Source organism: Nocardioides oceani (genome assembly GCF_030412965.1).
GTDB lineage: Bacteria > Actinomycetota > Actinomycetes > Propionibacteriales > Nocardioidaceae > Nocardioides > Nocardioides oceani.
Genome location: NZ_JAUHJQ010000001.1, coordinates 871826 through 884494, shown reverse-complemented (window position 1 = coordinate 884494; position 12669 = coordinate 871826). Strand labels below are relative to the sequence as shown.

The 12669-nt window shown below is 75.8% G+C and carries 12 protein-coding genes; 7 read left to right on the top strand and 5 right to left on the bottom strand.

Going from position 1 to position 12669, the window contains the following annotated elements; genetic code table 11:
• Positions 1–3: 3 nt before the first annotated feature.
• Entirely contained in the window at positions 4–879 is an 876-nt protein-coding gene (locus QWY28_RS04250; RefSeq protein ID WP_300951061.1) for an enoyl-CoA hydratase, read from the bottom strand.
• Positions 880–1005: 126 nt separating this feature from the next.
• Between QWY28_RS04250 and QWY28_RS04245 the strand changes: the two genes are divergently transcribed.
• Together QWY28_RS04245 and QWY28_RS04240 are read left to right on the top strand one after the other, a co-directional pair.
• Entirely contained in the window at positions 1006–1767 is a 762-nt protein-coding gene (locus QWY28_RS04245; RefSeq protein ID WP_300951060.1) for an SDR family oxidoreductase, read from the top strand.
• 76 nt (positions 1768–1843) lie between these two features.
• On the top strand, positions 1844–2698 hold the full coding sequence (locus QWY28_RS04240) for an aldo/keto reductase (RefSeq protein ID WP_300951059.1): 855 nt from the start codon (positions 1844–1846) through the stop codon (positions 2696–2698).
• Positions 2699–2711: 13 nt separating this feature from the next.
• Here the strand turns inward: QWY28_RS04240 and QWY28_RS04235 are convergent, their stop codons facing one another.
• The 3 genes from QWY28_RS04235 to QWY28_RS04225 form a co-directional block, all read right to left on the bottom strand.
• Positions 2712–3134, bottom strand: a complete 423-nt coding sequence (locus QWY28_RS04235) for a DUF309 domain-containing protein (RefSeq protein WP_300951058.1) — start codon at positions 3132–3134, stop codon at positions 2712–2714.
• Positions 3135–3183: 49 nt separating this feature from the next.
• Positions 3184–5334 carry a DUF5005 domain-containing protein gene (locus QWY28_RS04230; protein ID WP_300951057.1) on the bottom strand — a complete coding sequence of 717 codons (2151 nt, stop codon included), beginning with the start codon at positions 5332–5334 and terminating at the stop codon, positions 3184–3186.
• 68 nt (positions 5335–5402) lie between these two features.
• Positions 5403–6053, bottom strand: coding sequence for a hypothetical protein (locus QWY28_RS04225; RefSeq protein ID WP_300951056.1), 651 nt, complete (start codon positions 6051–6053; stop codon positions 5403–5405).
• 101 nt (positions 6054–6154) lie between these two features.
• Here QWY28_RS04225 and QWY28_RS04220 point away from each other — a divergent pair, with 101 nt between their 5' ends.
• A complete protein-coding gene (locus QWY28_RS04220; RefSeq protein ID WP_300951055.1) occupies positions 6155–6523 on the top strand; it encodes a lipopolysaccharide assembly protein LapA domain-containing protein in 369 nt (122 codons plus the stop codon).
• A gap of 135 nt (positions 6524–6658) precedes the next feature.
• On the opposite strand, the gene QWY28_RS04215 is transcribed toward QWY28_RS04220, so the two are convergent.
• Complete coding sequence (locus QWY28_RS04215) at positions 6659–7843, bottom strand: ROK family transcriptional regulator (protein ID WP_300951054.1); 1185 nt, start codon at positions 7841–7843, stop codon at positions 6659–6661.
• A gap of 84 nt (positions 7844–7927) precedes the next feature.
• Between QWY28_RS04215 and zwf the strand changes: the two genes are divergently transcribed.
• From zwf to QWY28_RS04195, 4 genes are all read left to right on the top strand, one after another.
• Positions 7928–9418, top strand: coding sequence for a glucose-6-phosphate dehydrogenase (gene zwf, locus QWY28_RS04210; protein ID WP_300951053.1), 1491 nt, complete (start codon positions 7928–7930; stop codon positions 9416–9418).
• Positions 9415–11328, top strand: coding sequence for a phosphogluconate dehydratase (edd, locus tag QWY28_RS04205; RefSeq protein ID WP_300951052.1), 1914 nt, complete (start codon positions 9415–9417; stop codon positions 11326–11328). The genes zwf and edd overlap by 4 nt, the downstream gene beginning before the upstream one ends.
• Entirely contained in the window at positions 11312–11956 is a 645-nt protein-coding gene (gene eda, locus QWY28_RS04200; protein ID WP_300951051.1) for a bifunctional 4-hydroxy-2-oxoglutarate aldolase/2-dehydro-3-deoxy-phosphogluconate aldolase, read from the top strand. Before edd ends, eda begins: the two co-directional genes overlap by 17 nt.
• Positions 11957–12024: 68 nt before the next feature.
• Complete coding sequence (locus tag QWY28_RS04195) at positions 12025–12657, top strand: hypothetical protein (protein ID WP_300951050.1); 633 nt, start codon at positions 12025–12027, stop codon at positions 12655–12657.
• Positions 12658–12669: the final 12 nt, after the last annotated feature.

Genomic DNA, 12669 nt, shown 5'->3' with positions numbered 1-12669 from the left:
GCCTCACGCGGGAGGGCGCGCGCCGCGCGCCATCCCGCGGGCGTCGAGCCCGGCCAGCGAGTCGCCCTGCACCTCGGCGTTGTGGGCGTGCGCGACGTGGTGGAGGCCGAAGACCGAGTCCATCCCGGCGTGCATGCCCATCAGGTCCTCGGCCTGGTTCACGGCCTTCTTGGCCAGCGCCAGCCCGAACGGCGGCATCTGCGCCACCCGGCCGGCCAGGTCGCCGACCGTGGCGCGCAGCTCCTCCCGGGGCACCACGCGGTTGACCATGCCCAGCTCGCGGGCGCGCTCGGCGGAGAACCGGTCGCCGGTGAAGAGCAGCTCCTTGGCGGCGCGGGGGTTGGTGACCCACGGGTGGGCGAAGTACTCCACGCCGGGGATGCCCATCCGCACGACCGGGTCGGCGAAGAACGCGTCGTCGGAGGCGACGATGAAGTCGCACGACCACGCGAGCATGAGGCCGCCGGCGATGCAGGCGCCGTGCACCATCGCGATCATCGGCTTCGGGACCGCCCGCCAGCGGCGGCACATCCCGAGGTAGACCTCCGACTCACGGGCGAAGCGCTGGTCGGCGCCCTCGCGATCCACGTGGTCCCACCACACGACGGCCCGCCGCTCGAAGCTCTGGTCGACGTCGCGGCCCGGCGTGCCGATGTCGTGGCCCGCGGAGAAGTGGTCGCCGGCGCCCGCCAGCACGATGACCCTGACCTCGGGGTCCTCGACGGCGCGGCGGAAGGCGTCGTCGAGGGCGTAGGTCATCCGCGAGTTCTGCGCGTTGCGGTACTGCGGCCGGTTCATCGTCACCCAGGCGGTGTGGTCGGTCACCGCGTAGGTGACGACCGGCTCGTCGGACGGGCTCGGGGCGGGTTCCTGGGCCATGGCGCGACCCTCCCAGCCGACCTGCCGGCCCACCGCGCCGCGGACCGCTCAGTGGGACCCCCGCCGGCCCCGGTGAGTGGGACGCCGGAGCGCGCCGCTGGCGCGGCGGCGAGCACAGTGCCCGGCGTGACGACCATCGACCTCACCGGCCGCGTGGCCCTCGTGACCGGCGGCAGCAAGGGCATCGGGGCCGCCGTGGCGCAGGTGCTGGTGTCCGCCGGCGCGCGGGTGGTGACCTGCTCGCGCTCGCCCGTGGACGCGCCGGCGCCGGGCACCGAGCACGTCACCTGCGACGTCCGCGACGCCGCGTCCGTCGACGCGATGGTCCAGGACGTCGCGGCCCGCCTCGGCCGGCTCGACGTGGCGGTCAACAACGCCGGCGGCGCGCCGTACGCCCCGGCCGCCGACGCCTCCCCGCGCTTCCACGACCGGGTCGTCGCGCTCAACCTGATGGGCCCGCTGGCCCTCGCCCAGTCCGCCAACCGGGTCATGCAGCAGGCGCCCGGCGGCGGCGCGATCGTCAACGTCTCCTCGGTCTCGGCGCTGCGGCCCTCACCGGGCACCGCGGCGTACGGCGCGGCGAAGGCCGGCCTGGACTCCCTCACCCGGTCGCTGGCGATCGAGTGGGCCCCGCGCGTCCGGGTGAACGCCGTGAACGTCGGGCTGTGCCGCACCGAGCTGACCGGCGACCACTACGGCGACGACGCTGGCGTGGCCGCGATCGAGAGGACGATCCCGCTGGGCCGCATGGCCCGGCCGGAGGAGGTCGCCAACGTCGTCGCGTTCCTCGCCTCCGACCTGGCGTCCTACGTCAGCGGTGCGACGGTCGCGTGCCACGGCGGCGGCGAGCCGCCGGCGTTCCTCCTCGCCCAGGGGCGACCGGGCTGACCCGCGGTCCGTGCTCGACGGGGCGGGGGAGACCCCGCCCGTGGAATGTTCGGGCGGCCACGTTGTTGGGACCCCCATGACCACCCTTGCTGAGCAGAGCGGAACGTTCACGATCGGCGGCGACCTGACGGTGCGCCGCCTGGGCTACGGCTCGATGCAGCTGACCGGACCCGGCGTGTGGGGCGACCCGCGCGACCCCGGCGAGGCCGTGCGCGTGCTGCGTCGGGCCGTCGAGCTGGGCGTCGACTTCATCGACACCGCCGACTCCTACGGTCCGGTCGTCGCCGAGCAGCTGATCCGCGAGGCGCTGCACCCCTACGACGGCGTCGTCGTCGCCACCAAGGTCGGGCTGACCCGGCAGGGCCCGGACGTGTGGACCCCCGTCGGCCGCCCGGCGTACCTCCGCCAGCAGGCCGAGCTCTCCCTGCGCAACCTCGGCGTCGAGCGGATCGACCTCCTGCAGCTGCACCGGATCGACCCCGAGGTCCCGCTCGAGGACCAGGTCGGTGAGCTCGCGAAGCTCCAGCAGGAGGGCAAGGTCCGCCACATCGGCCTCTCCGAGGTCTCGGTCGAGGAGGTCCGACGGGCCGGCGAGGTCGCCCCGATCGCGACCGTGCAGAACCTCTACAACCTCGCCGACCGCTCCGCCGAGGAGCTGCTCACCCACGCCGAGGAGCAGGGCATCGGGTTCATCCCGTGGTTCCCGCTCGCGACCGGCCAGCTCTCCGGGCCCGACAGCCCGCTGACCGCGATCGCGCGGGAGAAGGGCGTCTCCGCCTCCCAGCTCGCGCTGGCCTGGCTGCTGCGCCGCTCCCCGGTCATGCTGCCGATCCCCGGCACCTCCAGCGTCGCCCACCTCGAGGACAACATGGCCGCCGCCGCGATCGAGCTGGGCGAGGAGGAGTTCGCCGCGCTCGAGGCCGCCGTCTGACCCGGGCGGGTCGTCAGTCGGACGTGACCCGCGTCCGGGCGCACGCGACGACCGCCGGCAGGTCGAGCCCGTAGGTCGGGCCGCCGCCGGCGGCGTACGTCGCCAGGTTGCCGGCGCCGCGCTCGACCAGTCTCGCGGCCCCGACCGCGTTGCCCCGGGCGTGGTGGGTGAGGCCGACGCAGAGCTGGGCCAGCCCCTGCCACAGCGGCCGCTCGGCCTCGGGCCCGGACTTCCAGCGCACCTCGAGCGCCTCGTGCGCGGCGAAGGGGCGGCCCTGCTCGAGCAGCTCGCGGGCGTAGGCGAGCGTCCCCTCGCCGGGCAGCGGCTCCTCGGAGATCGGCTCGACGCCGGGCCGCCCGTACGGCAGCGGCCGGCCCAGCTCGTCGCGCGGCCGTGCCTGCTCGGCGCGGCCCTGGCCGTTGCGGTCTCGCTCCATGGCACGACCCTCCCACCGTGCCGGTGGCCGCCGGGCGGTCAGCCCGCAGTCAGCTCCCGGGGAGGGGCACGCGGAGGAACCGCGGGCGGTAGAGCAGCGGGTCGTCGAGGACCTGGCCGACGTCGGTGCGGTTGCGGCTGTAGGACACGACCACCGACCCCGGCCGCGGGATGAGGTCGGGGTGGGCGAGCGGCATGTAGCGCAGCGCCCCGGTCGTGCTGTCCGAGGGCAGGGCGGCCACCGGCGGCTGCGCGGTGAACGGGCCGGTCGGCCCGGGCGCGGTCCAGAAGACCAGGTCGGAGCCGAGGAACTCCCCGCGCTTGCTGAAGGCGTGCCAGGTGCCGTCGCGCTCGAAGACCGTCAGTGTCTGGGACGTTCCGCCCTCGGCCGGGACCAGCTCCGCCGCGGCGGCCGGGTCGGCGACCCAGGCGGTGCCGTCCCAGTAGCGCCAGCGGTCCGGCTCGAGCACGTCGACGGGCCGGACCCGCGCGACGCGCAGCGAGAAGCCGGTCGGCGCGGCGGTGTCGGGCCGCGCGGTGCCGTACAGGTGCAGCCAGCCGTCGCCCAGCGCCGTCGCCGCGCCCCACATCGGCCGGGTGGGGTCGGGGGAGTCGGGGCCGACGTCGACGCGGTCGACCAGCTGGGGCGTGCCGCCCGCGGGGACGACGAAGAGGGCGACGGCCGGGCCGAGGTTCTCGAAGCCGAAGGCGTCGTCGCGGTCGGTGCTGCGGACCCGTTGCGCGGTCACCGTGACCAGGTCGTAGCCGGGCCGCGGCGTCGCGACGACCGACATCGGCCAGTAGCCGACCTCCCGGTCCCGGTCGGGGATGACCGCCCCGCCGCCGGCCGGGACGACGACCTGCAGGCAGCCCGGCTCGACCACGAGCATCGAGTTGCGGACGAACCGCTGCTCGCCGCCCGTCCCGCGCAGGGTGTCGCCGAAGAGCCACACGCTGCGTCCGTCCTGCAGCTCGGCCTGGGCGCCGACGTCGCCACCGCGGAACTGCGGCGACCCGCGCAGCTCGGTGATCCGGTTGAGGTCGGCCACGGTGCGCACGGGCCCGGTGGGCTCACAGGTGGTGGCCGAGGCGAGGCTGGGGTACGCCGCCGCGTCGTCGGCGCCGGGCAGCAGGGTCAGGGTGAGGACCGCGCCCGCGGCCAGGGTGGCGAGCACGGCGACGAGCTGGAGCCGCCAGCGGGCGGTGGTGGGTACGTCGTCGGCCGGGCCGCCCGCGGCAGGAGGTGCCGCGGGGCTGTGCCGGACCCCGTCGAACCGGGTCAGCGCCAGCACCAGCAGGCCGGTCGCCGCCACCGCGCCGAGGAACCACAGGGCGGGCCCGGCGTCCGCGACCCCGACCCCGGCCCCGGCCCGGACGCCGTCGCCCGTCGCGCCGGCCGTCGTCCACCGCACGACCTCGGCCCAGGGGCCCGGCAGGAGCAGCGGGTCGTCGGCCACCAGCAGGGGCGCCGGCACGACCAGCAGCGCCGCGGCGGCCAGCAGGAGACCGGCCAGCCCGAGCAGCGCCTCGAGCGCGAGGGTCAGCAGGCCCGCGGCGAGGACGCCGAGCGCCAGCGCCGCGGCCACCTCGACCGCCGCCCCGCCCGGGACACCCGGCAGCAGCGGCGCGAGGACGGCGGCCGCCGCGGCGAGCGCCCCCACCGCCACGAGCCGCAGCAGCCCGCGCGGCAGCGTGCGCGCGAACGGGCCCCAGACCAGGGACACGACGAGCACCAGCCCGAACGCGGCGGCCGCGGTGAGCAGGCCCAACGCGGCGTACGCCGGGGCGTCGCGCACGGGCCCCGCCCGCTCGACCGCCACCGTGCGGCCGCGGCGCTCCTCCGCCGCGCGGACCTCCCGCACCAGCGCCCGGTCGAGCTCGGTGGTCCGCAGGCGGGGGAGCAGCAGCGTGTCCTCGGTGCTCCGCAGGCGGACCAGGACCACCGCGACGACCTCGCCCGCGGCCAGCGCCCGCTCCGCCTCGGCCCGGTCGTCCGCCGGGGCCGCGTCGAACGGTGCGCCCGGCAGCGCGTCGACGTCGTCGGCGAGCGGCCCGACCACCACCTCCGGCCCGACCAGGAGCACCGGCGCGCGGTGGGTGCGCCCGGCCGCCGCGTCGTCGAGGGTGGGCAGGACCGCCACCAGGGCGGCCAGCAGGACCACCAGGCCGGCGAGCGTCCGCAGGCGCCGGCGAGTGGTCACCGGGCCAGTGTGCCGGGCCGGTGGGCCGGGTCCGCGTGCCGAGTCCCGTGCGCTGCGTCCGTGCCGGGTCAGCCGGCGAGGAGCAGCGCGAGGCCGGTCGTGGCGGCGCCGGCGAGCCACGCGGCGCTGCACGCGACGAACGGCGCCCACTCGCCCGTGCGGCGCCCGCGGACGCCGAGGTAGCCCCACGGCCCCAGCGTGGCCAGGTGCCAGGCCATCCGGCCTGTCGCGCGTGCCCCCACGACCCGGCCCCAGCCGCGCAGGTCGGCCAGGTCGCGGACCACCGCCACCAGCCACACCGCGACCGTGCCGAGGGCCAGCGCCAGCCCGGCGTCGACGGCGAGGCCACCGGGCAGCAGCACCAGCACCGGCCCGAGGAGCACCAGCCACGCGTGGGCCAGCGCCAGCTGCCAGGCCGGCTCGCGGGCGTACGCCGGCAGCGCCGCGCGCCACGGCGTACCGGGTGGCACGACGGGTGGCACGACGGGTGGCAGCGCACGGTCCGCGGCCGGCGCGGGCGGGCCGGTGTCGTCGCGGCGGGATGTCGGTGTGGGCGTGGGTGTCGGGGTGGGTGTCGGGGTGGGTGTCGGGGTGGGTGTCGGGGTGGGGTCGGGCTCGGGCGGCGCCGGCACCAGCCGCAGGTGCGGTGCGGCGCTCGTCGAGGGCCTGACGCCGACCGGGGTCATGTCCGGTGCGGGGGCGAGGGGCTCGGCTGTCACGGCACGGAAGTACCCCACGGCCGGGCGGCCACGCCAGCCGGTCCGCGCGCGATCCCGGTCACGTCGCAGGCGTCGTCGCCCGGGTGGGTACCGGTCCGGGCATGACGCAGACGCCCGGAGAGCCGACGACCGGTACGACGCCCCCCGTCGAGCCCGGCCCGCCCACATCGACGACCCCGGAACCGGCCCCTGCGGGGCGCCCCGGCGGCGACCCGCTCCGTGGCTCGCTGACCAGTGGCGTGTGGGCCGCGATCGTGGCGTTCGGCATCGTGCTCGTGCTGCTCGTCGTGTTCATCGCGCAGAACACCGAGCCGGTGCTCGTCCGGTTCCTCGGCTTCGAGGGCGAGACGCCGCTCGCCGTCGCCCTGCTGATCGCGGTCGCCGCCGGGCTGCTGCTCACCGCCCTCGCCGGCACGCTCCGCCTGTGGCAGGTGCGCCGCCGGGTCCGCCGCGAGGCGAAGCGGCACTGACCCGCGCGGCCGGCCCGCCGCCGTACCCGATCGCATCCGGGTGCCACTTCGCGGCCTTTCCTGACGCTTCACGGCCATGGCGATGGCCGCGGAGCATCAACATCCCAAGTGAACTTGGGATGTTGACCGTCCCGCTCAGGCCTCCGCGCGAGCCGCACGCAACCGGGCGTCGACGGCGGCGGGCGAGAGCTCGTGGTCGATGACGAGGGCGGCGCAGCCGACCAGGCCGGCGGAGTCGCCGTAGGCGGCGGGGGCGAAGCGGAGGTCGCGGGTGACCGAGCCGGCGGCGCGGGCGTAGACCGACTCGCGCATGCCGGCGGTGTAGAGGTCGAAGGCCGAGCCCATGTCCCCGCCGACGACGACGGTCTGCGGGTGGAGCAGGTTGACGGCGACGGCGAGCACCTCGCCGACCCGCCGGCCGCTCTCGCGCAGCAGGCTGCGGGCGACGGGGTCGCCGTCGAGCGCGAGCCCGACGAGGTCGCGGACGTGACGGGCCTCGGCGCCGCCCTCGACGAGCCGGTTCACCATCGCCCATCCACCGGCGACGGTCTCGAGGCACCCGTGGGCGCCGCAGCGGCACAGGAGCTCGTCGGCGCCCTCGACGCGGGTGTGCCCGAGCTCGCCGGTGACTCCGCGGGAGGCGTTGACGAGCCGGCCGTCGGCGATGACGCCGATGCCGAGGCCGGTCGAGGCCTTGATGACCAGCACGTCGCTGCCGAGCGGCGCCGGCCCGAACAGCTCGGACCGCGTCAGCGCGGAGGTGTCGTTGGTGACGTGGAGCGGGGCCGCGCAGGCGCCGGTGAGGTACGGCGCCAGGGGCACGCCGTCCCAGCCCTTCATCACCGGGGCGTCGAGGCTGACCCGCCGCTCGGGGTCGACCGTGCCGGGCAGGGAGAGGCCGATCCCCAGCACGGGCGGCTCGACCCCCTCGAGCAGCGTCCGCAGCCGGTCGGCGACGTCGGTCATCACCGCGTCCGGCCCGCTGCCGACCTCGTGGTCGCGGGTGTCGCCGACGATCTCGCGGCCCTCGAGGTCGAAGACGCCGACCTGGGTGCGGGAGCGGCCGACGGCGATGCCGACGACGACCGCGGCGTCGACGTTGAAGACCAGGGCGCCGGCGGGGCGGCCGCCGGTGGAGGCAAGCGAGCTGGCCTCGACGAGCAGCCCGGCCGCGACCAGGGCGGATACCCGCTGCGACACGGCGGTCCGGGAGAGGCCGGTGGCGCGACCCAGGTCGGCGCGGGTCGTGGCCTCGCCGCTGCGCACCAGCGCCAGCAGACCGCCCGCGGTGGTCTCGGGAAGGGACACGGACGCGCTCACCGGAGGATGAAAGCACGGAACTTTGTCCACGAAAAGTCGTAAGTGGGGTTGTATCGATCCAAAAGTGCTGAGACCGTGGATCCCATGCACGCGAACCCGGACCAGCCCGCACCCCACGCGGCCCTGCCCGAGCACTGCGACTTCACCGTCTTCGGCGGGACCGGCGACCTCGCCCTCCGCAAGCTCCTGCCCGCGCTCTACCACCGCGACCGCGAGGGCCAGCTGCTCCCCGGCCACCGCATCGTCGGCGTCTCCCGCAGCCCGATCGACACCGACGGCTACCGGACGATGGTCCGCGAGGCGCTCGCCACCCACGTGCCGGCCGCCGAGCTCGACCCGGTCGCGGTCGACCGCCTGCTGGGGCGCCTGCACCACCTCGACCTCGACGCGCACACGGCCGAGGGCTGGCACGAGCTGCACGGCCTGCTCAAGGACCGCCCGGGCGCCGACGAGACCGTCCGCGTCTACTACCTCGCGGTCGCCCCCGGCCTGTTCGGCCCGACCTGCGAGCGTCTCGACGAGCTCGGGCTGGTCGACGAGCGCTCCCGCGTGGTGATGGAGAAGCCGATCGGCCACGACCTCGCCTCGGCCCGCGCGGTCAACGACGCCGTCGGCCGGGTCTTCGCCGAGCACCAGGTCTTCCGCATCGACCACTACCTGGGCAAGGAGAGCGTCCAGAACCTCCTGGTCACGCGGTTCGCCAACGCCTTCCTCGAGCCGCTGTGGAACAGCCGCTGGGTCGACCACGTCCAGATCACCGTCGCCGAGACGGTCGGGGTCGGCAAGCGCGGGCCGTACTACGACAACGCCGGCGCGCTGCGCGACATGGTGCAGAACCACCTCCTGCAGCTGCTGTGCCTGGTCGCCATGGAGCCCCCGACGTACGTCGGCCGCGAGACGGTCCGCGACGAGAAGCTCAAGGTCCTCCAGGCGCTCAAGCCGCTCACCCCCGCCGACGTCGACCGCGACACCGTCCGCGGCGTCTACGAGGGGTACTCCGACGAGGTCGGGCACCCCGAGAGCCGCACCGAGACGTTCGTGGCGCTCAAGGCCGAGGTGCAGAACTGGCGCTGGGCCGGCGTGCCGTTCTACCTGCGCACCGGCAAGCGGCTGGACCACCGGGCCTCGGAGATCGTCGTGGTCTTCAAGGAGCCGCCGCACGCGATGTTCCCGCACAGCGAGGGCACGACCACGGCCAACCGGCTGCACATCCTGGTCCAGCCCGACGAGGGCATGAAGCTGCACCTGACCGCCAAGGAGCCCGGCCCGGGCGGCATCCGGCTGCGGCCGGTCTCGCTCGACCTGTCCTACGCCACGGCGTTCGACCAGCGCTCGCCCGACGCCTACGAGCGGCTGCTCATGGACGTCGTCCGCGGCAACCCGACGCTGTTCATGCGCCGCGACGAGGTCGAGGCCGCCTGGACCTGGGTCGAGCCGATCCTCGCCCGCTGGGCGCAGCGCTCCGCGGAGCTCGAGGAGCGCCCCGAGGCCTACCCCGCCGGCTCGACCGGCCCCACCGCCGCCGCCGACCTCCTCGGTCGCGACGGCCGCACCTGGCAGGAGACCGACCAGTGACCAGCCCGCAGACGCACCCCGTCGTGGCGGCCGTGACCGCGCGGATCACCGAGCGCAGCGCCGCCGGCCGTGCGGCGTACCTCCGCCGCGTCGAGCAGGCCGCCGACCGCGCCCCCGCCCGGCACCGCCTGGCCTGCGCGAACCTCGCGCACGGCTTCGCCGCCTCCGAGCCCGACGGCAAGGCCGCCCTCCGTGGGCGGACCAAGCCGAACGTCGCCATCGTGACCAGCTACAACGACATGCTCTCGGCGCACCAGCCCTTCGGCACCTACCCGCCGGTGCTGAAGCGGGCCGTCGTCCGCGCCGGGGGCGTCGCCCAGGTCGCCGGCGGCGTGCCGGCGATGTGCGACGGGATCACCCAGGGCCGCGACGGCATGCAGCTCTCGCTCTACAGCCGCGACGTGATCGCGATGTCGACGGCGATCGCGCTCTCCCACGACATGTTCGACAGCGCGCTGATGCTCGGCGTCTGCGACAAGATCGTGCCGGGCCTGCTCATCGGCGCGCTGTCCTTCGGCCACCTCCCGACCGTCTTCGTGCCGGCCGGGCCGATGGCCTCGGGGCTGCCGAACGGCGAGAAGGCCCGGGTGCGCCAGCTGTACGCCGAGGGCAAGGTCGGCCGCGAGGAGCTGCTCGAGGCCGAGGCGGCGTCGTACCACTCCGCCGGGACCTGCACGTTCTACGGCACCGCCAACTCCAACCAGCTGATCATGGAGGTGCTCGGGCTGCACCTGCCCGGCTCGTCCTTCGTCAACCCTGGCACCCCGCTGCGCGAGGCGCTGACCCGCGCCGCCGCCGCCCGGGCCGTCCAGATCACCCGGCAGGGAGGCGAGCCCACGCCGATCGCGAAGATCGTCGACGAGAAGGCCGTCGTCAACGCCTGCGTCGCGCTGCTGGCCAGCGGCGGCTCGACCAACCACACGCTCCACCTCGTCGCGATCGCCCGCGCCGCCGGGATTACGCTGACCTGGGACGACCTCGCCGACCTCTCGGCCGTCGTCCCGCTGCTGGCGCGGGTCTACCCCAACGGCGCGGCGGACGTGAACCACTTCCACGCCGCCGGCGGCATCGCGTTCCTCGTCCACACCCTGCTGCGCGCCGGGATGCTGCACGAGGACGTGTGGACGATCGCCGGGCGGGGCCTGCGGCACTACACGACCGAGCCGGTCCTGCGCGGCTCCGGCGAGACCGGCGACCTGACCTGGGAGGAGGGCCCCAAGGCGAGCCTCGACCGCGACGTGCTCCGCCCGGCCGACGACCCGTTCTCGGCCACCGGCGGCCTCGAGGTCCTCCACGGCCCGCTCGGCACCGCGGTCGTCAAGACCTCCGCGGTCGAGCCCGAGCACCGCGTCGTCACCGCCCCCGCGATGGTCTTCGACGACCAGGCCGACCTGCTCCAGGCCTTCCAGGACGGACTGCTGGACGGACGCGACCTGGTCGCGGTCGTCCGCTACCAGGGCCCCGCCGCGAACGGCATGCCCGAGCTGCACAAGCTCACCCCCGCCCTGGGTGTCCTCCAGGACCGCGGGCAGCGGGTCGCGATCGTCACCGACGGCCGGATGTCCGGCGCGTCGGGCAAGGTCCCGGCCGCCATCCACGTCACGCCGGAGGCCGCGCTGGGCGGACCGCTCAGCCGGGTGCGCGACGGGGACCTGGTGACCGTGGACGCCGAGCGCGGCCTGCTGTCCGTCGAGACCGACGACGGCGCCGACCTCGCCTCCCGCGAGCCCACCGGCCGTGCGCCGGAGGGCGAGGAGTGGGCCGGCACCGGCCGCGAGCTGTTCGCGGCGTTCCGCGCCACGGTCGGCCCCGCCGACGCCGGCGCGAGCGTCTTCCCGGCGTACGACGCCCCCGCCCAGCCCACCCCCCGCCCGCTCACGACCGAGGTGACCGTTGCCCAGCCCGTCTGAGTCCTCCGTGCTCGACGCCCTCGCCGCCCGCACGCCGGTCGTGCCGGTCGTCGTCGTCGACGAGCTCGACCAGGCGGTGCCGGTGGCCCGCGCGCTCGCCGCGGGCGGGGTGCCGGTCGTCGAGCTGACCCTGCGGACCCCGGTCGCCCTCGACGCGGTCCGCGCGATCGCCGCCGAGGTGCCGGAGGTGCTCGTCGGCGCCGGCACGATCGTGACGCCCGGCCAGGCCGAGCAGGCGCGGGCCGCGGGGGCGCAGTTCCTCGTCTCCCCGGGCGCCACGCCGGCGCTGCTCGCGGCCATGACCGACACCGGGCTGCCGTTCCTGCCGGGCACCGCCACGGTCTCGGAGGTGCTCGCGGTGCTCGAGACCGGGCACGACGAGATGAAGCTGTTCCCGGCCGAGGCCTCGGGCGGTGCCGCGTTCCTGTCCTCGGTGGCCTCGCCGGTCCCCGCGGCGCGGTTCTGCCCCACCGGCGGCGTCACGCCGGCCAACGCGGCGGCGTACCTCCGCCTGCCCAACGTCGCCTGCGTCGGAGGCACCTGGCTCACCCCGCGGGACGTCCTCGCCGCCGGCGACTGGGCGCGCGTCACCGAGCTGGCCCGCGCCGTGGACGACCTGCGCGCCTAGCGACGGCGGCGTCCCCGGTCGACCCCGTGGGGGAAGGGCGGGGACGTCCGCTCCGGGATACTGGCCCGGTGGCCGCCCCTCGACGTCGCTGGACCCCGACCCTGCTGGTCGTGGTCGTCGCGCTGATGATCAACCTGCCGGTCCTGCACGGGCTCTACCTCGACCAGCGGCTGTCCTCCTCCGGCGTCGAGGGCATCGCGCGCGTCGAGGCGAACCGCGAGGCCGGCGGCGGGCACTTCCTCAAGTACGTCGTCGACGGGTCCTCCTTCACCACGAACGTCGAGGAGGACGTCTACGACCAGGCCGTCCGCACCGGCGAGGTCGGCGTGCGGATGCTCCCCGGCGACGCCTCGGTCCACCGCGTCGACGGCGAGGTCGTCAGCCGGGCCGGACTGGTCGTCACGCTCGTCGCGGACGCCGCGCTCGCGCTGATGCTCCTCCTGCTGTGGCGCTTCCGCGGTCGGCTGCGGCCCCAGCTGCGGATCGTCGCGATGCAGGACGTCGAGCGCTGCCCGCCGGGCGCCGTGCTGGACCGCATCGAGGGGGACTGGTACGTCGTGTGCGGGGACGTCCTCGAGATCGGCGACGACGAGCTGGTGCTCGACCTCGGCGACCGGCGCGTGCAGGTGCTGCTCGACGGCCACACCAATCCCGTCGGCCACCAGCAGCCGGCCAAGGTGACCGGCCGGATGGTGGGCTGACGCGTCACCGGC